Origin of the sequence: Sinorhizobium sp. 22678, from assembly GCF_052044265.1 — a bacterium.
GTDB lineage: Bacteria > Pseudomonadota > Alphaproteobacteria > Rhizobiales > Rhizobiaceae > Sinorhizobium > Sinorhizobium meliloti_A.
This window is the reverse complement of the sequence record NZ_JBQEMS010000004.1, coordinates 128,539-151,452: the sequence shown is the minus strand read 5'-3', so window position 1 is coordinate 151,452 and position 22,914 is coordinate 128,539. Positions and strand designations below refer to the sequence as shown.

The window sequence follows — 22,914 nt, the reverse complement described above, 5'->3', positions numbered from 1 at the left end:
ATGACGAAAACGATCTTCGATCTTCACAGCCCGCACCCCGAGCCGAGCACGCTCGTCGCCTTCGCGGAGAACCACCTGGACCGCCGGTCCGAGCATCGCCCCGACGACTGCATCGAGGCGGCGCTCAAGCATCCCGGCGCGCATTTCCTGGCTTTTTCCGGGGCGAAGCTGATCGTCAAGCACGACGAGAAGGTCATCGATCCGCTTTTCGCGCCCTATGAACTGGCGGGGCTCGAGCCGACCATGGACGATGCGGTCCTGCTCGGCTTTCTGCCGAACGGCGAGCCGCGTCTTGCCGTGCCTTCGGGGCTGACGGAGGAGACGGTGCCGGAGCCCTTCAAGATCGCCGATGCCCGCATGCTCTATCGCCAGCAGATGCTGCCGGAAAACCTGCTGGGGCAGTTTGCGCAGGCGTCGAGCCTGATCGTCTGGAACGCCGGCAACCGGTTCTGCGGCCGCTGCGGCGGCCCGATGGACAGTGCGGCCGGCGGTTATAGGCGCATCTGTACGGCCTGCGGGCACATGGTCTTCCCGCGTACCGATCCGGTCGTTATCATGCTGACGATCGATGTCGAGCGCGATCAATGCCTGCTGGGCCGCAGCCCGCATTTTACGCCGGGCATGTATTCCTGCCTCGCCGGTTTCGTCGAGCCGGGCGAGACGATCGAAAACGCGGTGCGCCGGGAAACGCTCGAGGAGTCCGGCATCCGGATCGGCCGCGTGCGCTATCATGCGTCGCAGCCCTGGCCGCTCCCCCATTCGCTGATGATCGGCTGCTATGCGGAAGCGAAGTCGACCGCCATCAAGCGCGACGAACAGGAACTGGAAGACGTCCGCTGGTTCACGCGGGCGGAAACCGAGGCGATGCTGGAGCGCGCCACGGGCGTCGCCGACACCGGAGACGAGCACATTCCGCCGCCGAAGGGCGCCATTGCGCACCAGCTCATGCGCGACTGGCTGGCCTGGCCCGAGCGCAGCTGAGGTGCCATGTCCCGATCGGAACGCCTGCTCGATCTCATGCAGGTGCTGAGGCGTTATCGCCAGCCGGTCAGCGGCCGGCGGCTCGCCGAGGAGACCGGCGTCAGTCTCAGAACCCTCTACCGGGACATAGCCAGCCTGCAGGCGCGGGGCGCGCATATAGAAGGCGAGCCCGGCGTCGGCTACGTGCTCAGGCCCGGCTTCATGCTTCCCCCCATGATGCTTTCCGAGGAGGAGATCGAGGCGCTGGTGCTAGGGTCTCGCTGGGTCGCCAAACGCGGCGACCCAAGGCTCGCGACCGCAGCCGCCGATGCGCTGGCAAAGATCGGCTCGGTGCTTCCGGCGGACCTGAAAGAGAAACTCGAGCATTCGACCCTTCTGGTGGGCCCGCGAAAGCCGGGTGCCGAAACGATCGACCTCAGCCTCTTGCGCAAAGCGATCCGCAGCGAACACAAGGTCGAACTGCACTATCTCGACAATGACGGCCGCGACAGCCGCCGGACGGTCTGGCCCTTCGCGCTTGGTTTCTTCGAAGAGGTCCGGGTGCTCGCGGCGTGGTGCGAGCTGAGGCAGGATTTCCGCCATTTCCGGACGGACCGGATTGCAGAAGCGGCGATGCTCGACAATCGCTATCCGCGCCGCCGCCAAGCCCTGCTCAAGGACTGGCGCGCCGTGAACGGCATCGATCCCGCCTGAATCCGATGCGCGGATGTTTCTTTGCCGCCTCGCAGACTGCCGACAAAAACTGGCAGCATGCCGGGCTAGACTTCAGGTCTCGAAACAAGGAGACCATCATGGCAACACCCAATCTCATCGTCCTCTATGTCATGGACCCACCGGCCAGCGTCGAATTCTACAGGAAGCTTCTGGCCAAAGAGCCGACCGCCACCTTTCCGACCTTCTCGTCCTTCGAGGTGCAGGACGGTTTCGTTCTCGGCTTGTGGGCAAGGGAGAAAGTGCAGCCTCAGCCTATCGGTGACGGCGCCCGAGCCGAAGTCGCCTTCATGGTAAAAGGGGAAGAGGCTGTGCGTGCGCGTTACGAGGAATGGCGCGCAATGGGCCTGCCGATCGCCCAGGAACTGACACGGATGGATTTCGGACCGACTTTCGTCGCACTCGATCCGGACGGGCATCGCCTGCGTGTCTGCCTTTACGACGAATAGCCATGCGGCGTGAGAAACGTTGAACGCCCGTAATCAAACGTGTGTATAAAACGCTCACACCCCGCACGGAGGCGGGGTGTGGAAGACTTCGGATGTCGCGCGGTCAAATGCGGCGCGGGGTCATCCCGGTATTAACGGCCGAAAACGGCTGCCTGAATCTGGGAACGGGAAATACCGATATCGCTCAGGGCGTGATCGTCGAGAGCGTTCAGCTCGCGGACCGCACGGCGCATCTTTACGTATTCCGTAATCTTCTGACGGATTTTCATCTTTTTAGCTCCTTCTTTGTACGAGAGCTAAATAGGCATTTGCCTAAGATTTAAGTAGTTCCATGATTGCAAATTAGGCATGCACTGGACGCGTAGCCGGTTAACGCGTTTTGCCGTTTTCTCGTGCCGTCCGGGGTGATGCGGGTCGGCCGAAGCCGCACCGCATGGTTAGAGCACGCCGCGCATCGGATGCGCCGGATAGGTGCCGAGGATGCGCACATTTTCCGAGAAGAAGCGCAGCTCGTCCATCGCGTGGCGCACGCCTGTATCGTCGGGATGCCCCTCGATGTCCGCATAGAACTGGGTCGCCACGAACTTGCCGCCGAGCTGGTAGCTCTCGAGCTTGGTCATGTTGATGCCGTTCGTCGCGAAGCCGCCCATCGCCTTGTAGAGCGCCGCCGGGATATTGCGCACGTTGAAGACGAAGGTCGTGATGATCAGTTCGTCCTTCGAGGTGCGGGCAACCCTGCTCTCCTCTCTGGACAGCACCACGAAGCGCGTGACGTTGCTGTCGGTGTCCTCGACGTTCTCGGCGATGATGTCGAGGCCGTAGAGGTCGGCGGCAAGGCGCGGAGCAAGCGCCGCCATCGAGCGGTCGCCCACTTCCTTGACGAGCTTGGCGGCGCCGGCCGTATCGCCCGCGACCACCGGCTTCCACCCGTTGGCACGCACGATCTTGCGACACTGGCCGAGCGCATGGATATGGCTGTGCACGGTGCGGATTTCGTCGCGCCCGACGCCGGGCAGCACCATCAGCTGGAAGCGAATCGGCATGAAATATTCGCCGACGATATGCAGGCGCGATTCCGGCAGGAGGTGATGGATGTCGGCGACGCGTCCGGCAATCGTGTTTTCGATCGGGATCATGGCGAGATCGGCCTCGCCGTTTTCAACCGCTAGGAAAGCGTCCTCGAAGGTCTGGCACGGCAGCGGCTCCATCGACGGGAACATGTCGCGGCAGGCCATGTCGGAATTGGCGCCGTAGTCGCCCTGGAATGAAATCCGGTTGGTCTTGGCGGTCACTTTGGTCCCCTTGATGTCGGAATGTCAGACGCGGGCGGAAAGGATGCGGCGGGCCTTGTCGAGATCGGCCGGCGTGTCGACCCCGAGCGGCACGGAGTCCACGATCTCGACATCGATGCGCATGCCCGCTTCGAGCGCCCGCAACTGCTCGAGCGATTCGCGTTTCTCGAGCGTCGACGGCTTCAGCGAAACGAAGCTTTCCAGCGCCTTGCGACGATAGGCGTAAAGCCCGATGTGGTGATAGAGGGGGCCTTCGCCGTAGGGTGCGGTGGCGCGGGTGAAATAGAGCGCGCGAAAGCGGCTTTCGGAAAGCGGCGAGCCGACGACCTTGACGACGTTGGGATTGGTCTTTTCGTGTTCGTCGGTGATCGCCACGGTCAGCGTGGCGATGTCGGTCGAGGCATTTTCCAGCGGCTTCAGCGCCGCACGAATAGGACCCGGCTCGATGGTCGGAAGATCGCCCTGAACGTTGATGACGATTTCCGCTTCGCCATGCGGATCAGCTTTCAGGAGCGCCTCGTGGATCCGGTCGGAGCCCGACTGGTGATCGACGCGCGTCATGATCGCTTCGAAGCCGGCGCCGGTCACGGCCGCGAAGACATCGGGATGATCGACTGCCACCACGATCCGCCCGACCTCGGCCTCCGCCGCCCGCCTTGCCACCTGCACGATCATCGGCAGGCCGCAAATGTCGGCAAGCGGCTTGCCGGGAAGGCGCGTCGACGCCATGCGCGCGGGAATGAGTACGAGGGTTTTGCCCGATTGTTCACGATTCATCGTTCGGCCTTCGAAAACCCGGAGAAAGTGTCAAAACGTCTCACTCCGGGGTTGATAATCTCTGTTGCAACGCAGAGCCAAAAGACATAGGTTCCGCGCGATTTCAAGATGGGCCGGTTTTTTGTTTGCCGGTGGCTAAGGGAGCGTTTGCAGATGAATCCATATGTGAACATGGGTGTGGGTGCCTTGTTGGGTACGGTCTTCGTTCTGATGTCCGTATCCATTGCGTCGGAAGGCATTTTCCATTCCGAAGCTCCCGAGAAGGAAGGTTTCGCCATCGACGCCGAGGAAACGGCAGGCGAAGCGGGGGCTGCCGGCGGCGAGGAAGCGAAGTCCGAACCGATCGGGCCGCTGCTCGCCAGCGCCGATGCCTCCGCCGGCGAGGCCGTGTTCAAGAAATGCGCAAGCTGTCACACCATCGAGAAGGGCGGACCGAACAAGGTCGGCCCGAACCTCTGGGGCGTCGTCAACCGCCCGATCGCCTCGCATGAGGGCTTCAGCTATTCCGCGGGCATGCAGACCTTTTCCGAAGGCGGCAAGGTCGTGTGGGACTACGATCATCTGAGCTACTTCCTCGAAGCGCCGAAGAAGCACGTGCCGGGCACGGCCATGGGCTTCGCCGGCCTCAAGAAGACCGACGAGCGCGCCAACCTCATCGCCTGGCTGCGTGAGCAGGCCGACAGCCCGGCCCCGCTGCCGGACGCCGGCGCGGCAGGCTCCACCGAGGCGGCACCCGCTGCAGGTCAGGAGGCTCCCGCCGCTGCTGAAGCTCCGGCTCCTGCCGAGGGCGGTGCGGCTCCCGCAGCCACTGAAGCCAGCCCGGCCCCTGCTCCCGCCGAAGGCGGAGCAGCTCCGGCAGGTCAGACCGGCGCTCCGGCGCCGGCTCCGGCAAACTGACTGCGGTCAGCACACGGCCAGACTTCCTGAAAAACCCGGTCGGTCGATCGGGTTTTTTCACATCCCGCAGATGTGATGAGCCTGGCCGCATCATGATATAGAATGGCCTTCACCATTCGACATATGCAACGCGAGCGACACCAACCGCTCGGAACGAAGGAGCAGACGACAGATGACCGGTAGCGGTGAGCAGACTTTCCTGTTCGAGCAGAACCCGACCAGAATGGCGACCGGCGAGCGCGATGCGCTGCTTGCCAATCCGGGCTTCGGGCGCGTGTTCACCGATCACATGGCGACGATCCGCTATTCCGAGGGCCGCGGCTGGAACGATGCGAAGATCGGCCCGCGAAAGGCGTTCGATCTCGATCCGTCGACACTCGTGCTGCATTATGCCCAGGAGATCTTCGAGGGCATGAAGGCGTATCGCCTGCCCGACGGAGGCGCCACGCTGTTTCGCCCCGACGCCAATGCGCGCCGTTTTCGCAATTCCGCGCTTCGGCTCGCAATGGCGCCGCTGCCGGAGGAGCTGTTCGTCCAATCCGTGCGCGAACTGGTTCGTATCGACCGCGACTGGATTCCCGCCGGTGAAGGAGCCGCGCTCTATCTCCGGCCGTTCATGATCGCGACGGAAGTGCTCCTCGGCGTGAAGCCCTCGGCTGAATATCTCTACTGCGTCATTGCTTCCTCTGTCGGTTCCTACTTCAAGGGCGGCGCCCCGGCCGTCACCATATGGGTTTCGGAGAATTACACCCGGGCAGCGCCCGGCGGCACCGGCGAGGCCAAATGCGGCGGCAACTATGCCGCGAGTCTTGCGGCGCAGGCGGAGGCGATGCAGGAGGGCTGCGAGCAAGTGGTGTTCCTCGACGCGGTCGAGCGCCGCTTCGTCGAAGAGCTCGGCGGCATGAACGTCTTCTTCGTCTTCCGCGACGGCTCGCTGCAGACGCCGCCGCTGACGGGCACGATCCTGCCGGGCATCACGCGCGATTCGCTGATCACGCTCGCCCGCGATATGGGGCTTACGGTGCGCGAAGAGCCCTATGCCATCGATCAATGGCAGGCGGATGCGGAAAGCGGCCGCCTCACCGAGGCCTTCGCCTGCGGGACGGCCGCGGTCGTAACGCCGATCGGCAAGGTCAAGGGCCGCGAACACAGCTTCACCATCGGCGACGGCGGAGCCGGTCCGGTTGCCGGCCGCCTGAAGACAGCCTTGCTGGACATCCAGAACGGGCGCGCGCCGGACCCGCATGGCTGGCTCGACCGGCTGTTTTGAGCAGCCTTCGGTCAGGACTCCCGCCCTGTCACATCAGCAGATAGGCCCACACCGACACGCTGACCACGCCGAGCGCAGTGGTCAGGGTGATGGTGGAGGAGGCGAGCGCATGCCCGACATTGAAGTGGTTGGCGATCAGCCAGGCGTTGACGCCGGTCGGGACCGACGAGGTCAGCACCAGCGCCGCGGTCCAGCTGTCGCTCAGCCCTAACAGATGGCAGGCGGCGAAGACGGCGCCGGGCAGCACCAGGAGTTTGAGGGTGCTCGTCACGGCCGCGAGCCCGGTATTGCCGGCAAGACCGTACTTGTCGAGGGCCATGCCGATCGAGACGAGCGCCGCAGGCGCTGCCACGCCCGCAAGCTGGTCGACGACGATCTTCACCGGTCCGCCGAGCGGTTGTCCGAGGAGATGGAACAGAGCGCCGAAGGCAAGGCCGATCACGAGGGGATTGCGGACGAGGTTGCGGGCAACTCCGCCCATGAGCTTCCAGATGCCCTGCCCCGGTGCGCCGGTCGTCTGACGTTCTGCGCGCTCCATCATCACCGTTCCGGCAATCATCATGACCGGCAGATGGACGGAAAGCAGGATCGACAGCGCAACAATACCGTCTTGGCCGACAAGGCGGGAAACGAGCGGCAGGCCGATGAACACCGTATTGGCGAAGGCGGACGAAACGCCGGCAAGCACCCCCATGCGCGCGTCCCGGCCGAAGCCGAGCGTCGCCGCCAGATGGCCGATGGTCCAGGTCACCGCGACGCCGGAGAAATAGGCAACCCAGAGCGGCCAGGGCGACCCTTCCTTGAAGTCCGCCTCTGCGATGGTACGGAAGAGCAGCACCGGCACCGCGACGCGGAAGACGAAATCGCCGAGCGCTTCGCCGACGGCCGGCTTCAAGTAGCCGAGCCGGACGATGAGCCAGCCTGTCAGGATCAGGACGAAAATCGGTAGAACGTTCAGGAAGACGTCGGACATGGAAGAGCCTTGATGGGTTTCCAAGCCATAGCCCTGTTCGGGCTATGGAGGCAAGGGAGACGCATGCTGCGGGCCTTCTTGATTAGGGGCCAACATGCAGCAATTACAGAAGAATCAGCGCGAACGCGGCCATGCGCGACCGGAACCTTCCGGCGCTGCCAAGCGTTGCGATCGAGGACGGGAATGACCAGAAATGCCGAGCGAATACCCGAACTACTCTCACAAGGATGACGATCCTCATCTGACCGATGACGATCTGGCGGAGAAAGTTCTGCACTTCCTTCGCTACGCAACTACGATCGATACGAGCGACATGGAGGTGATCGCTTTAGGCAATATCGTCGTGCTCTCCGGTACGGTTGGAAGCGAAGCGGACATTGCCTCTGCCGGCGAAGCGGCCGCCTCGGTCATCGGTGTTTCGAGCGTGGAGAACGGACTAAGGGCGCGCGAAGATTCAAAGTGAAGGGCGCCGCGTCTCAACTGGCCAGGGACGGCATGTCTGAGCCTTGCGCCGTGCAAACCTCGCGGATGCAGCCGCGCAGCCAGCGATGCGCCGGATCGGCATCGAGCCGCGGATGCCAGAGCAGCGAAACCGTGATCTGCGGCAGGGAGAAGGGCAGCGCAAAGCTGTGCATTCCCTGACGCAAGGCGCTGGTGTGGCGTTCTGGAACGCTGGCGATCAGGTCCGTGGAGCGAGCCAGCGCCAGGGCGCTCGAAAAGCCGCCCACAATGGTAACGACCTCACGCTCCAATCCGATCGACCTCATTATATCATCGATGCCGACAGCCGCCTTCTCCGGCCCCCGCCTTGAAACAAGGATGTGCCTGCCGGCTGCGTAGCGGGCCGGTGTTACCTCGCCCCCGCTCAAAGCGTGGCCATTGCGCACGACGCCGATGAACCGGTCCCGGAACAGAGCCTGCGTCCGCAACTCCGGCCCTGTCGCCTCGCCCACCACACCAGTTTCGAGATCGACGCTCCCGTCCCGAAGCGGGCCGCTGTCCTTGTCCGATTTCTGCACGAAGGCCAAGCGTAGTCCGGGGGCTTCCGCGCCGAGCCGGGCAAGGAGGTTCGGCCCGAAGTTTTCGACGAAGCCGTCGCTGGTGCGCAGCGTGAACGTCCGAACGAGCCGTTTCAGGTCGAGTTTCTCCTGCGGCCGCAGGACGGATTGCGCCTCCTCCACCAGCCGGCCGACCTTCTCGCGCAGCTCGAGCGCACGCGGCGTCGCAACGAGGCAGCGCCCGGCCCGAACCAGAAGCGGGTCGCCGGTCGTCTCGCGCAATCGCTGAAGCGCCCGGCTCATTGCCGAGGGGCTCAGGCGCAGCCGCTTGGCAGCGCGCGCGACGCTGCCTTCTGCGAGCAGCACGTCGAGGATGACGAGGAGATTGAGATCGGGTTTCGGCATGCGGCGACAGTAGCACAGATTTCATTCTCACATGGCGTGAAACGCACGAATCAAGTGCAAATCGTGCGTGTTCCGCCATGATGGTCGAGCGGCTAGCTTCTCCTTGGAACGCTTCAGGGTCCAGGGAAGGAATGTCCATGCCGAAACCAGCCGTTGCCGCGGCAGATGATGCCGCAGGTGCAAATCCGCACAGGGCCGCCTCGGCCCGATGGGCGCTCGCCAGCCTTTCGCTCTCCGTGCTGCTGTCCTCGCTCGGCACCAGCATCGCGAATGTCGGCCTGCCGAGCCTCGCCACGGCGTTCTCCGCCTCGTTCCAGCAGGTCCAATGGGTCGTCCTTGCCTATCTCCTTGCCATCACCACCCTCATCGTCGGTGTCGGCCGGCTCGGCGACATCGTCGGGCGCCGGCGGCTGCTGCTTGCCGGGATCCTGCTCTTTACCGTGGCTTCGGGCTTGTGCGGCGCTGCACCGAGCCTGCAGCTCCTCATTGCCGCCCGGGCGGTTCAGGGGCTCGGTGCGGCGGTCATGATGGCGCTCGCCACGGCCCTGGTCGGAGAGACGGTGTCGAAGGAAAAGACCGGTGGCGCCATGGGCCTGCTGGGCACCATGTCTGCGATCGGAACCGCGCTGGGGCCGTCGCTCGGCGGCGTCCTGGTCGCCGGTCTCGGCTGGAAGGCGATCTTCCTCGTTAGCGTGCCGCTCGGCGCTTTGACCCTTCTTCTCGCTCATCGCTCGCTGCCCGCCGATCTCCAAAGGCCTGCGGCCAGGCATGCAGATTTCGACGTTCCGGGCACGGTGCTGCTCGGCCTGACGCTGGCCGCCTATGCACTGGCCATGACCGTTGCGCGCGATCGTTTCGGTCCGCTCAACATGGCTCTCCTGGCCGCCGCCGTCGTCGGCGCCGGCCTCTTCGTACTGGCCGAGCGGCGAGCGGCGACCCCCTTGATCCGGATCGAGGCTCTGCGGGACCCGGTGCTCGGTGCGGGGCTTGCCATGAGCGCACTCGTCTCGACGGTGATGATGGCAACGCTGGTGGTCGGGCCGTTTTACCTCTCGCGCTCGCTCGGCCTCGGCGAAGCGCTGGTCGGGATCGTCATGTCGGCGGGTCCGGTCGTCTCCGCCCTGAGCGGTCTGCCGGCCGGCCGTGCCGTCGACCGCCTGGGAGCCCCGTTCATGATCGTCGCAGGTCTCCTCGCAATGGCCGCCGGCTCATTCGCCCTGTCGGTGCTTCCGGAGATGTTCGGCGTCGCCGGCTACCTGGCCGCCATGCTCGTCCTGACGCCGGGTTACCAGCTGTTCCAGGCAGCCAACAATACGGCCGTGATGGTGGAAGTCCGCCCGGACCGGCGCGGCGTCGTCTCCGGAATGCTCAATCTCTCGCGCAATCTCGGGCTCGTTAGCGGCGCGTCGGTCATGGGAGTCGTCTTCGCCATCGCATCGGCTGCACCCGAGATCGCGTCCGCACCACCCGTGGCCGTTGCCGCCGGCATGCGGATCACTTTCACAGTCGCGGGCGTTCTGGTCATGGCAGCACTCGTCATCGCGCTCCGGAGCCGCGCTCTCTCGATGCGCGCTTCCGCCGGCGCGGCACTACGCGATGAGGATCGGTGAGGTATGGCTGTCGGCACCATCTTGCTTCGTCAGTGGCGGGAACCCTGCCGGCTGCTTTCGACGGCTGGTCCGTCACCGACAACACGGTCGATCACGAACGTCGCAGACGTCGGGCTGTATCGTAGGAACGGCAGTGGTAGGCGATGTGCGTATGCAGCTTGATGATGATGCGGTGATCGGCGGCATTATCGCACGATAGAGGACAATCGGCGGCTGATGGCGGACAGAGAGGGATTCGAACCCTCGATACGCTTTCACGTATACACGCGTTCCAGGCGTGCGCCTTCAACCACTCGGCCACCTGTCCATCCTTCTGCAGCCGGCGGTCGATCCGGCTGGATGGGGAAAAGCGAAGCTTCTCCGCGTCACCGGTGAAACCGGGAGACGGGCGCGATATATACCGATGATGTGCGCGGGATCAACTGGTTTCTGACATATTATTGACAGGCCGTGAAAGCTGCTGCGGAAGACCCGCCATTGCGCTTGCCCGCCCTTGCGCCTATCTCTTGCGCAGGACGAGCCGAAAGGGGGGAGCGGATGCGGTTGCTGCTTCGGTTTGCGAGCTTTCTGGCGCTGATGGCTGCGGTCTTTGCAGGGACGATCGATTCCATTCAGTCGGTAGCGGCGTCGGAGCCGGTCATCACTTCGCTTGCCGACGGCATAGCGGCGATCGGATCCGACCAGCTGAACTGGATTCAGTCGCTGCAGCGGACCGGCGCCGGGCCTGCAATGTGGCTCAGGGCGCTGCACTGGATTCTGGCGCAGCCCGCCTTTGCCGTATTCCTCGCCCTCGCCCTCGTCCTGTGGATGGCCGGATACAGGAAGAAACCCGCTGCCGGGCGCTTTGCCGCCTGAGCGCCGCAGCCGCACGGCTTGCTCCCACGAGCGCTGACGAAAGGAGCCTCAGATGTTTCTGATCGACATGTTCAACAAGAAGACCATCCTGCCCGATGCTGCAACGGCGCTGCCCGGCCGAGAGGAGGAGATCCCGACCGCGACGACGCATTTCGTGTCCGGACGGCCGCTCAAGGGCCCTTATCCGGAAGGCATGAAGAAGATCCTCTTCGGTATGGGCTGCTTCTGGGGCGCCGAGCGTCTCCTGTGGGAGATCCCCGGCGTCTACGTGACGGCTGCCGGCTACTCCGGCGGGCTCACGCCCAATCCGACCTATCAGGAGACGACGACGGGGTTGACCGGCCACACGGAGGTGGTGCTGGTGGTCTACGATCCGGCCAAGGTCTCGCTTCAGCGCCTGCTGAAGACATTCTTCGAGGAGCACGACCCCACCCAGGGCATGCGCCAGGGCAACGACGTCGGCACCACCTACCGCTCGGCGATCTATGTCTATGACGAGGAGCAGCTCGCCGAGGCGAATGCTGCGCGCAACGCCTTCCAGAAGGCGCTGCGGGTCGGCAAGCATGATCGCGAGATCACCACCGAAATCGCGAAGGCGGGACCTTTCTACTTCGCCGAAGACTATCACCAGCAATATCTCGCCAAGAATCCGGACGGCTATTGCGGATTGCGCGGCACCGGCGTCAGCTGCCCGATCGGCGCCTGACCGTTCCGCGGCGCGTCGAAGCCGACGCTCTCGACATGCTTAGGATCGAACGGGGTGCGGACATATGTCCGCACCCCTTTTTTTGCACCGTGAGCCGGCTCCGCCGGCCAGTTCGGCGGCCGGATCGCTTTTTTACCATCCGAAAAAATTTGGATGTTTTTTTGCCGAAGCCGTGCAAGGATGCGCCCACCCAAGCCTTAAAGAGAGGGGCGGGTTCCGCGGTGGGGGCCCCGTTCGGGACCGGCGGAAGACCCGAAAAGATCAATAGCGACAACAGGGCTTTACAATGAAAAAAACCATTCTCGGTCTTTTTGCATTCTCGATGATGTCCGCGACGGCATTGGCCGCCGACATCAAGCCGGCGATCATCTACGACCTCGGCGGAAAGTTCGACAAATCCTTCAACGAAGCGGCCTTCAACGGAGCCGAAAAGTTCAAGGCCGAAACCGGCATCGAATATCGCGAGTTCGAGATCGCCAACGACGCCCAGCGCGAACAGGCGCTGCGCCGCTTCGCCAGCGACGGCAACAGCCCGATCGTCATGGCCGGCTTCAACTGGGCCGCGTCGCTCGAGAAGCTCGCCGGCGAATATCCGGACACCAAGTTCGCGATCATCGACATGGTTGTCGAAAAACCCAACGTCAAATCGATTGTCTTCAAGGAGCAGGAAGGCTCATATCTCGTCGGCGTTCTTGCCGGCCTCGCCTCCAAGACCAAGACGGTCAGCTTCGTCGGCGGCATGGACATCCCGCTGATCCACAAATTCGCCTGCGGCTATGTCGGCGGCGCCAAGTCGACCGGTGAGGACGTAAAGGTGCTCGAAGCTTACACCGGCACCACGCCCGATGCATGGAACGACCCGGTCAAGGGCGGCGAGATCGCCAAGTCGCAGATCGATCAGGGCTCCGACGTCGTCTATCATGCTGCCGGCGGCACCGGCGTGGGCGTGCTGCAGGCGGCAGCGGATGCGGGCAAGCTCGGAATCGGTGTCGATTCCAACCAGAACATGCTGCAGCCGGGCAAGGTGCTGACATCCATGCTGAAGCGCGTCGACGTCGCCGTCTACGACTCCTTCATGGCCGCGAAGGACGACAAGTTCGAATTCGGCATCTCCAATCTCGGTCTCAAGGAAGACGGAGTCGGCTACGCGCTCGACGAGCACAATCAGGCGCTGATCACGCCGGAAATGAAGGAAGCGGTCGAGAAAGTGAAGGCAGACATCATCGCCGGCAAGGTCCAGGTTCACGACTATATGACCGACGAGACCTGCCCGTACTGATCGTCGCACATCTGACCTTATTCAAAAGCCTCCGGTTCATGCGACCGGAGGCTTTTTTGTGGGATCAAGAGGCATCAATAATGCGGCGGGCGCGTCACCGGAGTCGCATCTTGCGCCTGTTCTTCGAGGCTCAGGAACCGTTCGGTCAGACGATCGAGCTTGGCGCGCGTCTGCTCGACCACCTTCCATTGCTCCGCCAGTTGGTCCGAAAGCTCCTCGATGGTCTTCAATTGATGAGCCACCGTCTCTTCGAGCCGGGTGATCCGCTCTTCTGCTTCGCGCATCATGCTTCTCCGTCGGTCGGATTCAAGGTCGGGCGCAGAATGTCGGTGCGCGGCCGGGTGTCAAGGGAGCGCGGTGCGATCAGCTTCTCGCAGCCGCGGTCGTGCCCGCAAAACCGGTGTCCCGCGCCGAGAGCATCTTGTGCAGGTGCACCATCATGCCGGCAGCAAAGAGCGGCGTCAGCAGGTTGAGCAGAGGCACGGCTAGGAAGGCCGCCAGCACGAGGCCGGCGAGGAATACGGTCGAGCGATGTTTGGCACGGAAGAGCCGCGCCTCCGCGGGCGGACGATGGCGCATGGCGGCGAACTCGAAGAACTCCCGACCGAGCAGGTAGCCGTTGACGAGGAAGAACGCGACAAGATTGACCCCCGGCACCAACAGGAGGAAAAGCGCGACGATGTTGCCGAGAATGACGACGCCGAGGAATTTCGCCGAACCGGTGATAGCCTCGGCGAGAGGCAGCGGCGTGCCGGGCGCCTCGCCGGGATAGTCCCGTTTCTCGACCACCTCGGCGACATCGTCGAGGAAGAAGCCGGCAATCAGCGCCGTCACCGGCGCCAGCAGCAGCGCCAGCGCGAGCGCGAGTCCCAGGCTCGCAAAGATCCCGACGACGAAAGTGAGCCACCCCGCCCAGTCGGGTGTGCCCGGCATCAGCGCATCGATCCAGGGCAGGGCAAGCCAGACGAAGAGCTCGCGCAGCGCGAACCAGAGCGCGACGAGCGCCAGCAGCGTCAGCCCGATGACCTTCCAGAAGACCGTGCGGGTCTCCGTCGCGAAAAGATTGGCGAAGGCAAGGCGCGCCGCATCGAGAATCATGACCGTCTCCCTGGCCGATAAGTGCAACCGAAAGGCATGTAGGCAGAGCGGCCGGCAGGAGCAAGCCGGCCGGAGGCGGTTTTCGGGCCTGCTGCTGTTTCCTTTTGTGGCGACAGCCCCCAAGTCGCCGGTGGCTTTACCATCGCAGAAGCACCCCGCCTGCTCTATCGGAATAACGAGGAGGGCATTGTCGTGTGCGTCGAACGAATGCGATATGCTGGAGCGGGACGAGGAAAAGTGTGTGCGGTTTTCCGCCCGGATCCCGCGTCTCAACCTCTTGGAATCAATCACGCTCATGTTTTCCGGTCGCTCGACCTAAAAACATCGTGATCCAGGGGAAGGAAAGTCGTATCCGAGCGCTGGAACGCCAGCGGGAAAAGGTACCATGATCAACCAACGAACACTTGCGAGCCTCGCCGTGCTCGCGCAGTCCGGCAAGCTCGATCCCGTCGCGCTTGTCGCGGAAACCCTGACGCGGATCGAAAACCACCCCGACCGATCGATCTTCGTCGCGCTCACGCAGGAGCGTGCGGCGCGCGAAGCGAAGGCGGCTTCCGAGCGCATCAAGACCGGCCGCTCCCTCGGGCTGCTCGACGGCCTGCCCGTCGCCTGGAAGGACCTCTTCGATCTTGCCGGCGGTGTCACGACCGCAGGTTCCGTCGTTCTCGCTGAAGGGCCGCCGGCCGCGGCCGACGCAACGGTGGTCGCGAACCTCGGCAGCGCCGGCATGGTCAGCGTCGGGCGGACCAATATGAGCGAATTCGCCTTCTCCGGGCTCGGCATCAATCCGCATTACGGCACGCCGCGCAATCCGAGGTCCACGGATGTCCATCGCATTCCCGGCGGCTCCTCCTCCGGTTCCGCCGCTGCGGTCGCTGCCGGCCTCGTGCCGCTGGCGATCGGCACCGACACCGGCGGCTCGATCCGTATCCCGGCGGCAATGACCGGCATCGTCGGCTACAAGGCGACACGCGGCCGCTACGCGATGAAGGGCGTCTTCCCGCTCGCGCAAAGCCTCGATTCGCTCGGCCCTCTTTGCCAGACGGTGCAGGATGCAGTCTGGGCAGACGCCGCCATGCATGGACTGACCGCGCCGGTGATCCGCCGCGCCGAGATCGCCGATCTTTCAATCGTCGTTCCCGAGACGATCGTCTTCGACGACGCCGAACCGGAAGTCGTGACCGCATTCGAGGAAGCGATCAAGCGCCTCGAAGCGGCGGGCGTGAAGGTCCGCCGGCAGGCCTTCCCGAGCTTTGCGGAAATTTTCGAGCTTACCGCCCGCCACGGCGCTCTTGTGACGGCAGAGGCCTACACGCTGCACCGGGAACGCTTGGCAGGGCCTGAAGCGGAGCGCATGGACCCGCGCGTCGTCGCCCGTAGCCGCCTCGGCGAGAAGATCACCGTCAGCGATTACATCGCCATCCTCGACGCCCGCGAGCGGCTGATCCATGAAGCGGGCGAGAGCATCAGGGCCGGCGAGCTCATTGCGCATCCGACCCTGCCGCATGTGGCGCCGCCGCTCGATCCGCTTCTTGCCGACGACGATCTCTTCTTCAAGGTCAATGCCAGGACGCTGCGCAATACATCGATCGGTAACTTCCTGGATTTCTGCGGCGTCTCTCTTCCCTGCGGCACGGGTGCGGCCGGCATGCCGGTCGGCTTCCAGCTTTCGGCGCCTCATCACCAGGACGACCGCCTGCTTTCCGCAGCACTCGCCGCCGAGGCGACCATCCGGGGCGATGCATGATCGTCTGTTTCGACATCGGCGGCTCGGCGATCAAGGGCGCGATCACCCATTCGTCGGAGCGGATATTCCCGCTGCCCCGACGCGCGACGCCGCTCACGGATTTCCGCCGCTTCGTCGAGGCGATGGAATCCGTGCTCGACGAAGCGGGCGGCCTGCCCGAAAGGGTGGCGATCTCGATCACCGGGGTGATCGATCCGGAGACGCGCCGGATCAAATGCGCCAACATTCCCTGCATCGACGGGCGTGAGCTCGTCGCCGAACTCGAAGCGGCGCTGCACCTGCCGGTGGTGATCGCCAACGATGCCGATTGTTTCGCGCTTGCCGAGGCCGGTGTCGGCGCCGGGCGCGGCCATCGCATCGTCTTCGGCGCCATCCTCGGCACCGGCGTCGGCGGCGGGCTGGTGATCGACGGCCGGCTGATCAATGCCGATGGCGGCTTTGCCGGCGAGTGGGGTCACGGCCCCGCCGTCGCGGCCGCCGCCGGACACCCGCCCATGGACATACCGGCCTTTCCCTGCGGCTGCGGCCAGAGCCGTTGCGTCGATACGGTCGGCGGTGCACGCGGGCTGGAAAGGCTCCATGAGACGGTCCACGGCAAGGTGCTCTCCAGTCACGACATTATCGAAGGCTGGCAGAACGGAAATGCCGAGGCGGCGCGCACGATCGACGTCTTCGTCGATCTGGTGAGTTCGCCGCTGGCGCTCGTGATCAACATCACCGGGGCGACGATCGTGCCGGTGGGCGGCGGTCTTTCCAATGCCGAAGCGCTGCTCACCGAGATCGACCGGGCGGTGCGGGCGCGCATCCTCAGGCGTTTCGACCGGCCGCTCGTCGTGCGTGGCGAGTGCCGGGTGGAGCCGGGCCTGATCGGCGCCGCCTTGCTCGGCTTCGCTGGGAGATCGGCATGAGCCGCATATTGCTGGAGGTCTGCGTCGACGATCCGGATGGTCTGGAGGCCGCCGTTGCCGGGGGCGCCGACCGCATCGAACTTTGTTCGGCGCTTGGGGCGGGAGGGCTGACACCCAGCCCCGGCCTGATGGCCGCCGCCGCTCCACCGCCGGTGCCCGTCTATGCGATGATCCGGCCGCGGGCGGGCGATTTCATCTATGACAGGGCCGACCTCGAGGTCATGCGACACGACATCGACGCGGCGCGGCATGCAGGACTCGCCGGCGTGGTTCTCGGCGCATCGCTCGCCGACGGCCGCCTGGACGCGCGCATGCTGACGAAACTCGCCGGCCATGCGTCAGGTTTGGGGCTCACCTTGCACCGCGCCTTCGATCTGGTGCCGGATTTCGCCGAGGCGGTGGAGATCGCCGCTGATCTCGGCTTCGAACGCATCCTGACCTCGGGCGGCGCGAGAACGGCACCGGAAGCGGCCGATACGCTGGAAAGACTTATCGAACTGGCGGCGGGACGGCTCTCGATCATGCCCGGATCGGGCATCACCGTCGACACAGTCGGAGCGATCGTGCCGAGGCTTGCTGTCGCCGAGGTTCATTCGTCCTGTTCTGTTGCTGAGCCGGCTAAAGACAAGCGCCTCGTCGAGATGGGATTCGCCGCGCCGGAGCGTCGCCGCACGCACTCAGCAACGATCAGGGCGATGCGGGCGCGGCTCGATGCCACAGGGGCGAAGATTCGAGCGTAAGTTGTGAGGCTTCCTTCCGGCGTCCGCCCCTCATCCGGCCCGCCTTCTCCCCGCAGGCGGGGCAAAGGGCCAAGCGGAGACTGCCTGCCCAGCCACAACTGCCCGTGTTTCATAGGGCAAGTACCCTCTCCCCGCCTGCGGGGAGAGGGTTAGGGTGAGGGGCATCTTGCCGTGTATCGCTCCGCCAAGCTGCCTCAAGCCGCGAAAACCGCCTCCCCGGCGATCCAGGTCGATTTCATTGCGAGTTCCGGCGTGAGCAGCACGAAGTCCCCATCCTTACCAGGCAGGAGCCGGCCCTTGTGCGAGGCGATCCCCATGGCGTCGGCGGGATAGGCGGAGGCCATGCGAACCGCCTCTTCGATCGGCAGACCAAGCCTTTGGTGGACGAAGCGGACCGACGACAGCATGTCGATATCGGCGCCGGCAAGGGTGCCGTCGGCAAGCGTCAAGCGCCCGCCCTGGCGCAGGATTTCCCGTCCGTTCAGGAAGAAACTCGTCTGGTCGGTGCCGATCGGCGACATGGCGTCGGTGACCAGGAAAATCTGACCCGGGCCTTTCTTGCCGCGCAGCGCGATGCCCATCGAGGCCGGGTGAACGTGAAAACCATCGGCGATCATGCCCGCGTGGAGCGTGCCGGTCGAAAGCGCCGCGCCGACCACGCCGGGCTCGCGATGGCCGAGCCCGCTCATGGCGTTGAAGAGATGCGTGACGGTCCGGGCACCCGCTTTGGCATAGGCGCAGGCGGTATCGTAATCCACGTCGGTATGGCCGAGGCTCACCACGACGCCGGCATCGGCCAGCGCCCGCACCTGCTCCTTGGTGGCGTTTTCCGGGGCCACGGTGAGCATCAGACGGCCGAGCGCCTTTGCGCAAGCGAGTATCTCGGCAAGATCGTCATCGCCCATCGGGCGGATCAGCGCCGGATCGTGAGCCCCCTTGCGCGCGACGGACAGATGCGGGCCTTCGAGATGCAGGCCGAGGAAGCCCGGAACCGCCGCGGCTTTCGCCTCGACGCCTGCGGCAATGGCCGCGGTCCTGACCGCGCGCGTGTCGGTGATCAGCGTCGGCAGCAGCGCCGTCGTGCCGTATTTCGCATGCGCCGCGCAGATCTGCCGGATGCTTTCGAGGGTCGGCGCTTCGTTCAGAAGCGCGCCGCCGCCGCCATTCACCTGCAGATCGATGAAACCGGGCACGAGAAGCAGGCCACGCGCGTCGACGGTCTCGCCGCCGGCGGGGACGCTTCCCGCCGGCGAAATCGCCTTGACGTGTCCCGCCTCGATCACGAGGGCTGCCCCGTCGTGCCAGTCGATGCCGTCGAAAATCCGCGCGCCGCTGATCGTCTTCTTCGCAGTCATCGTGTCTCCGTCACCTTCTTGAGGTTCTCCGGTGCGTCGGGATTGAGACCGCGAGAGCGGGACCAGGCCTCGACGAAGCCATAGAACGGCAGGATCAGCGCCAAGGCGTCGGTGAGCGGGTGCCCGGTCTCGACGAAGGGCAGGCGTTTTGCCTTGCTCGCCCGTGCCGAGGTCACGTGCACCACCGCGCCCTTGGCACTCATGCCGTCCGCGATATCGGCAACCGAGGCCTCGGCAGCATCGCGGGCGGCCAGCACAAGCACCGGGAACCGGGGCCCGACCAGCGCCACCGGTCCGTGCAGCACCTCTGCCGCGGAATAGGCCTCGGCATGCATGCCGGACGTCTCCTTGAACTTCAGCGCCGCTTCGCTGGCGATGGCCAACGCCGGACCGCGGCCCAGCACATAGAGCGATTCCGCTTCTGCAAGGTCGTCGGCAAAGTCCTGCCAATCGAGCTTCACGGCCTTGGCAAGCTGGTTCGGCAGATCGGCGACCGCGTGCTTGAGCGTCGCGTCGCCGGTCCACTCGCCGAGCACGGCAAGACCGGCGACGATCGAGTTAACATAGGACTTGGTCGCCGCAACGGCAATTTCGGGCCCGGCGAGAATATCGAGCGGGTGGGTGCAGGCCTCGGCGATCGGCGACGGCAGGGTGTTCGTCAGCGCGATCGAAACGGCGCCGGCGCGTGTCGCGGCTTCGGCCATGGCCACGATGTCCGGGCTCTTGCCGGACTGCGAGATCGCAATCGCCGCCGCACCGCCGAGTTTCAGATCGGCACCGTATATCGACGCCAGCGAGGGCCCGAGCGAGGCGACCGGACGACCGATCGTGAGCTCGATCGCGTATTTCAGGAACAGCGCGGCATGGTCGGAAGAGCCTCTGGCGATCGTTACCAGAAAGGCCGGATCCTTGGCGCGCAGCGCCGCGCCTGCTTGCGCCAGCCCCGTGGCCGAGCGCTCCAGCAACCGGGCTGCGGCCTCGGGAATCTCGTCGATTTCTCGCCGCATGTTGGTCTGCATCGTCATGTCCTTTCATCAAACAGGCGGGATGCGGGCGGAAAACCGCTTTACACTTTTCCTTGGTCCCGCCCTTCCCTCGTCCGGCCACGCCGGCTCAATTTTCCGGGATCGTCAGCTCCGCGACGAAATCATAGGCATCGCCGCGGTAGAGCGACCGCGTGAATTCGACCACACGCCCCGAAGCAAGATAGGAGACGCGCTCGATCGAAAGACCGGCGGCGCCGACCGCGACGCCGAGCATGGCCGCGTCCGGTTCCTTGATATTGCAGGCGGAGATCCGCTGCACCGCACGCACCGGCCGGGCCTGTTTCTTCTCGAGCTCTGAATAGAGCGAGGAGGCGACCGCGAGCGGATCGGGAACGAATTCCGCCGAAACGCAGGCGCGTTCGATCGCAAGCGGCATGTCGTCGGCAATACGGAGCCGCCCAAGGCGAGCCACCAGCGCGTCGGCCGCAAGCCCGAGGGTCATCATCTCGTCCGGCGAGGGATGGAAGAGCCCGCGCTCCAGCCATTCCGCACGCGTGTTGAGGCCGCGCCGGGCCATGTCCTCGGTGAAGGAGGTCAGGCGCGAAAGCGACTGCTCGACGCGCGAAACCGGCCGGACGACGAAGGTCCCGGAACCGTGGCGGCGCACGAGGAGCCCGTCACGCACGAGATCGTCGACGGCTTTGCGGACCGTGACTCGGCTGACATTGGCGTAATCCGCAAGATCCCGCTCCGGCGGCAGCGCATCTCCGTGATTGAGCTTGCCCGACAGGATCGCCTCTTCGAGCGATTGTCTAAGCTTCAGATAGAGCGGGCCGGCGCCCCCCGACTGCAGGGTTTCGAGCGGCAGAATGGCGGCGAGCTGCTGGTTCATGCCGAAACCCCGGAATGGGAGCCGAAACGGGCCGCCGCCAGCGCGACGGCGCCAGTCAAAGCATCGGCCTGCGCCTCGACGAAGCGCGGCTGATGTCGGTCGGCCAGCCAGCGGCGATAAAGCGGCGCCAATCCTCCGAGGAGGCACAGCTTCTCGCTTCCCCTCGAAACCACCACGTCGAGCGCCTCGTCCACCGTCGCGGCGGCAGCCTCCAACAGGCTGACTGCCACAGGGTCGCCGCGCTCGGCATATTCGAAGACGCGCGGCGCATAGCGGCCGAACTCGCCCGGCTTGGCGAGCCGTGCGAAATCGACGATGTCGCGCGGGTCGTGGTTGAACTCGGCAAGCACGGCATCGGTCACGCGCGAGCCTTCATGTATGCCGTCATAGGCGAGCAGGCTCTCCTGCAGCAGCGCGTGACCGATGCGTGCGCCGCTGCCGTGATCTCCGATGGTGAAGCCCCAGCCGCCGACATAGCTGATCTCATCGCCCCGGCGCGCGATATAGATCGTGCCCGTCCCGAGTATCGCGACGGCTCCGTCCCCATCGCCGAGAGCGCCCTGCAGCGCGATCAGCCCGTCGGACTCGATATCGGCCTGAGCAAAGGGAAGCCGCCTCTTCACGTAATGAACGGCATCGCCCACATTGTGGCCGGCGACGCCGACGATGGCGCGCGATGCCGCAATTGCGGCCTGGTCGAGGCCCGCATCCCCGAAGGCGTTGCGCGCCGCATCGGTTATGTTCTGCAGCGCCGTTTCCGGATCGGTAAGGATGTTCGCGGCGCCCGCCTTGCCGCGGCCGAGAATGCGGCCGTCGAGGGCTGCCACAGCCGCACGGCAGCTCGTTCCGCCGCCATCAATTCCGATCAGGTAAAACGCCATGGGCACCTCCGTCACCACAAGATACCAAAAAAATACCATTAACCAAGCGAGATTTCTGACTACGGATCATTCCCCAGTCTATTTCTTTGAAAATTATGGATTTATTTCTTTTTTCAGCGGTTTCTTGCGGCAAAAGTTAAATTTCTCCTAGACAAGTGGTATTTTTTTGGCATTAATTCCAGAAGAGGAGGACGATGCCATGCCGCCAGCCAAGACCGAGGAACGCCGCGACAATGCCAAGGGCCTGGACGTCATGCGTCCGGAGCTGGCCCTTCGCTTGCTCGCAGCCGGTCAGCAGGAGGCGGCAAGGTCGGTGGAACAGGCGATCGAGCCGATTTCCGCCGCGGCCCGCCTTGCGGCGGACAGCCTTGCCTCGGGCGGCCGGCTTGCCTATGCCGGCGCAGGAAGCTCCGGGTTGATGGCGATGGCGGACGCCCTCGAACTGCCGGGCACCTACGGCATAGCTCGGGAGCAGATCGTCATTCTCATTGCCGGCGGCGCCGAAAGCCTCACCGATCTTGCCGGCGGCTATGAGGACGACATGGAGCTCGCGCGCGCCGATGTGCGCAACGCCGGAATCGGGGCGGGCGACTGCCTCATTTCGGTTTCCGCCAGCGGTTCCACGCCCTATGCGATCGCCGCTGCCGACGAGGCCGCGCAACGCGGCGCCCGCGTCATCGGCATGGCCAACAATGCCGGCGCACCGCTCCTTCTGAACGCCGACGTCTCCATCCTCCTGGAGACGCCTCCGGAAGTCGTGTCCGGCTCGACGCGCATGGGCGCCGGGACGGCTCAGAAGATCGCGTTCAACATGCTTTCCACCATGGTCGGCATCCATCTCGGCCACGTGCTCGATGGTCACATGGTCAATCTGCGTGCCGACAACATCAAGCTGCGCGGCCGGGCGATCCGGATCGTCTCGGACATAACCGGCATCGGCGCCGCCGAGGCGGACAGGCTGCTCGGCCTTGCCGCCGGGTCGGTCAAGCTGGCGATCCTGCTCGCATCCGGAGCGAGGGACATCGCCCATGCCGAAGACGCGCTCGAGCGCGCCGATCAGAATTTGCGCCGGGCGATCGCCATCGTCGGGGCGTGAGAGACAAA

General features: G+C 64.7%; 25 protein-coding genes and 1 tRNA gene. 14 read left to right on the top strand and 12 right to left on the bottom strand.

Annotated features, from left to right (window positions below):
• The 3 genes from nudC to ACTJKL_RS08285 all read left to right on the top strand — a co-directional run bounded on the left by nudC (position 1) and on the right by ACTJKL_RS08285 (position 2,141).
• A complete protein-coding gene (gene nudC / locus ACTJKL_RS08295) occupies positions 1-981 on the top strand; it encodes an NAD(+) diphosphatase (protein WP_440852671.1) in 981 nt (326 codons plus the stop codon).
• Between the two features lie 6 nt (positions 982-987).
• Entirely contained in the window at positions 988-1,674 is a 687-nt protein-coding gene (locus tag ACTJKL_RS08290; protein ID WP_379937144.1) for a helix-turn-helix transcriptional regulator, read from the top strand.
• Positions 1,675-1,772: 98 nt separating this feature from the next.
• Positions 1,773-2,141 carry a VOC family protein gene (locus ACTJKL_RS08285; RefSeq protein WP_100669868.1) on the top strand — a complete coding sequence of 123 codons (369 nt, stop codon included), beginning with the start codon at positions 1,773-1,775 and terminating at the stop codon, positions 2,139-2,141.
• Positions 2,142-2,272: 131 nt separating this feature from the next.
• Here ACTJKL_RS08285 and ACTJKL_RS08280 read toward each other — a convergent pair whose 3' ends face one another.
• From ACTJKL_RS08280 to ACTJKL_RS08270, 3 genes are all read right to left on the bottom strand, one after another.
• Positions 2,273-2,410 (bottom strand): DUF1127 domain-containing protein, encoded by a 138-nt coding sequence (locus ACTJKL_RS08280; protein WP_018093850.1) that lies wholly within the window; start codon positions 2,408-2,410, stop codon positions 2,273-2,275.
• Positions 2,411-2,578: 168 nt separating this feature from the next.
• Positions 2,579-3,433 carry a prephenate dehydratase gene (locus tag ACTJKL_RS08275; RefSeq protein ID WP_275596983.1) on the bottom strand — a complete coding sequence of 285 codons (855 nt, stop codon included), beginning with the start codon at positions 3,431-3,433 and terminating at the stop codon, positions 2,579-2,581.
• Between the two features lie 24 nt (positions 3,434-3,457).
• Positions 3,458-4,210 (bottom strand): 3-deoxy-manno-octulosonate cytidylyltransferase, encoded by a 753-nt coding sequence (locus tag ACTJKL_RS08270; protein ID WP_018093848.1) that lies wholly within the window; start codon positions 4,208-4,210, stop codon positions 3,458-3,460.
• A 153-nt stretch (positions 4,211-4,363) separates the two neighbouring features.
• On the opposite strand from ACTJKL_RS08270, the gene ACTJKL_RS08265 reads away from it, so the two are divergent.
• Together ACTJKL_RS08265 and ACTJKL_RS08260 are read left to right on the top strand one after the other, a co-directional pair.
• Complete coding sequence (locus tag ACTJKL_RS08265) at positions 4,364-5,107, top strand: c-type cytochrome (protein ID WP_440852670.1); 744 nt, start codon at positions 4,364-4,366, stop codon at positions 5,105-5,107.
• A gap of 172 nt (positions 5,108-5,279) precedes the next feature.
• The gene (locus ACTJKL_RS08260; protein WP_440852669.1) at positions 5,280-6,377 is read left to right on the top strand and encodes a branched-chain amino acid aminotransferase; all 1,098 of its coding nucleotides are present in this window, start codon (positions 5,280-5,282) and stop codon (positions 6,375-6,377) included.
• Positions 6,378-6,405: 28 nt separating this feature from the next.
• On the opposite strand, the gene ACTJKL_RS08255 is transcribed toward ACTJKL_RS08260, so the two are convergent.
• On the bottom strand, positions 6,406-7,350 hold the full coding sequence (locus ACTJKL_RS08255) for an AEC family transporter (RefSeq protein ID WP_100669871.1): 945 nt from the start codon (positions 7,348-7,350) through the stop codon (positions 6,406-6,408).
• A gap of 193 nt (positions 7,351-7,543) precedes the next feature.
• Between ACTJKL_RS08255 and ACTJKL_RS08250 the strand changes: the two genes are divergently transcribed.
• Positions 7,544-7,813: a BON domain-containing protein gene (locus tag ACTJKL_RS08250; protein ID WP_275596985.1), complete on the top strand. Its 270-nt coding sequence runs from the start codon at positions 7,544-7,546 to the stop codon at positions 7,811-7,813.
• Positions 7,814-7,826: 13 nt separating this feature from the next.
• Here the strand turns inward: ACTJKL_RS08250 and ACTJKL_RS08245 are convergent, their stop codons facing one another.
• Positions 7,827-8,753 carry a LysR family transcriptional regulator gene (locus ACTJKL_RS08245; RefSeq protein WP_440852668.1) on the bottom strand — a complete coding sequence of 309 codons (927 nt, stop codon included), beginning with the start codon at positions 8,751-8,753 and terminating at the stop codon, positions 7,827-7,829.
• Between the two features lie 131 nt (positions 8,754-8,884).
• Here ACTJKL_RS08245 and ACTJKL_RS08240 point away from each other — a divergent pair, with 131 nt between their 5' ends.
• Entirely contained in the window at positions 8,885-10,363 is a 1,479-nt protein-coding gene (locus tag ACTJKL_RS08240; protein ID WP_440852667.1) for an MFS transporter, read from the top strand.
• A 217-nt stretch (positions 10,364-10,580) separates the two neighbouring features.
• Here ACTJKL_RS08240 and ACTJKL_RS08235 read toward each other — a convergent pair.
• Positions 10,581-10,670, bottom strand: a tRNA-Ser gene (locus ACTJKL_RS08235).
• A 230-nt stretch (positions 10,671-10,900) separates the two neighbouring features.
• Here ACTJKL_RS08235 and ACTJKL_RS08230 point away from each other — a divergent pair.
• The 3 genes from ACTJKL_RS08230 to ACTJKL_RS08220 all read left to right on the top strand — a co-directional run bounded on the left by ACTJKL_RS08230 (position 10,901) and on the right by ACTJKL_RS08220 (position 13,203).
• Positions 10,901-11,218 (top strand): hypothetical protein, encoded by a 318-nt coding sequence (locus ACTJKL_RS08230; RefSeq protein ID WP_440852666.1) that lies wholly within the window; start codon positions 10,901-10,903, stop codon positions 11,216-11,218.
• Positions 11,219-11,270: 52 nt separating this feature from the next.
• Complete coding sequence (gene msrA, locus ACTJKL_RS08225) at positions 11,271-11,924, top strand: peptide-methionine (S)-S-oxide reductase MsrA (RefSeq protein ID WP_018093840.1); 654 nt, start codon at positions 11,271-11,273, stop codon at positions 11,922-11,924.
• 286 nt (positions 11,925-12,210) lie between these two features.
• Positions 12,211-13,203: a BMP family lipoprotein gene (locus ACTJKL_RS08220; RefSeq protein ID WP_324762690.1), complete on the top strand. Its 993-nt coding sequence runs from the start codon at positions 12,211-12,213 to the stop codon at positions 13,201-13,203.
• Between the two features lie 74 nt (positions 13,204-13,277).
• Here ACTJKL_RS08220 and ACTJKL_RS08215 read toward each other — a convergent pair whose 3' ends face one another.
• Both ACTJKL_RS08215 and ACTJKL_RS08210 read right to left on the bottom strand, forming a co-directional pair.
• Positions 13,278-13,490 (bottom strand): SlyX family protein, encoded by a 213-nt coding sequence (locus tag ACTJKL_RS08215; protein ID WP_033047208.1) that lies wholly within the window; start codon positions 13,488-13,490, stop codon positions 13,278-13,280.
• A gap of 76 nt (positions 13,491-13,566) precedes the next feature.
• On the bottom strand, positions 13,567-14,301 hold the full coding sequence (locus ACTJKL_RS08210) for a sulfate transporter family protein (protein WP_018093837.1): 735 nt from the start codon (positions 14,299-14,301) through the stop codon (positions 13,567-13,569).
• A 385-nt stretch (positions 14,302-14,686) separates the two neighbouring features.
• Here ACTJKL_RS08210 and ACTJKL_RS08205 point away from each other — a divergent pair, with 385 nt between their 5' ends.
• From ACTJKL_RS08205 to ACTJKL_RS08195, 3 genes are read left to right on the top strand one after another with little or no spacing between them, the layout of a single operon-like run.
• A complete protein-coding gene (locus ACTJKL_RS08205; protein ID WP_440852665.1) occupies positions 14,687-16,048 on the top strand; it encodes an amidase in 1,362 nt (453 codons plus the stop codon).
• Entirely contained in the window at positions 16,045-16,956 is a 912-nt protein-coding gene (locus tag ACTJKL_RS08200) for an ROK family protein (RefSeq protein WP_379937152.1), read from the top strand. Before ACTJKL_RS08205 ends, ACTJKL_RS08200 begins: the two co-directional genes overlap by 4 nt.
• On the top strand, positions 16,953-17,696 hold the full coding sequence (locus tag ACTJKL_RS08195; protein ID WP_379937153.1) for a copper homeostasis protein CutC: 744 nt from the start codon (positions 16,953-16,955) through the stop codon (positions 17,694-17,696). Before ACTJKL_RS08200 ends, ACTJKL_RS08195 begins: the two co-directional genes overlap by 4 nt.
• 194 nt (positions 17,697-17,890) lie before the next feature.
• On the opposite strand, the gene nagA is transcribed toward ACTJKL_RS08195, so the two are convergent.
• From nagA to ACTJKL_RS08175, 4 genes are all read right to left on the bottom strand, one after another.
• On the bottom strand, positions 17,891-19,051 hold the full coding sequence (gene nagA, locus ACTJKL_RS08190; RefSeq protein ID WP_440852664.1) for an N-acetylglucosamine-6-phosphate deacetylase: 1,161 nt from the start codon (positions 19,049-19,051) through the stop codon (positions 17,891-17,893).
• On the bottom strand, positions 19,048-20,070 hold the full coding sequence (locus ACTJKL_RS08185; RefSeq protein WP_275596994.1) for an SIS domain-containing protein: 1,023 nt from the start codon (positions 20,068-20,070) through the stop codon (positions 19,048-19,050). Before ACTJKL_RS08185 ends, nagA begins: the two co-directional genes overlap by 4 nt.
• A 94-nt stretch (positions 20,071-20,164) precedes the next feature.
• Positions 20,165-20,929, bottom strand: a complete 765-nt coding sequence (locus ACTJKL_RS08180) for a GntR family transcriptional regulator (protein WP_018093830.1) — start codon at positions 20,927-20,929, stop codon at positions 20,165-20,167.
• Positions 20,926-21,810 (bottom strand): glucosamine kinase nucleotide-binding domain-containing protein, encoded by an 885-nt coding sequence (locus tag ACTJKL_RS08175; protein ID WP_100669879.1) that lies wholly within the window; start codon positions 21,808-21,810, stop codon positions 20,926-20,928. Before ACTJKL_RS08175 ends, ACTJKL_RS08180 begins: the two co-directional genes overlap by 4 nt.
• 199 nt (positions 21,811-22,009) lie before the next feature.
• Here ACTJKL_RS08175 and ACTJKL_RS08170 point away from each other — a divergent pair, with 199 nt between their 5' ends.
• A complete protein-coding gene (locus ACTJKL_RS08170) occupies positions 22,010-22,906 on the top strand; it encodes an N-acetylmuramic acid 6-phosphate etherase (RefSeq protein ID WP_440852663.1) in 897 nt (298 codons plus the stop codon).
• Positions 22,907-22,914: the final 8 nt, after the last annotated feature.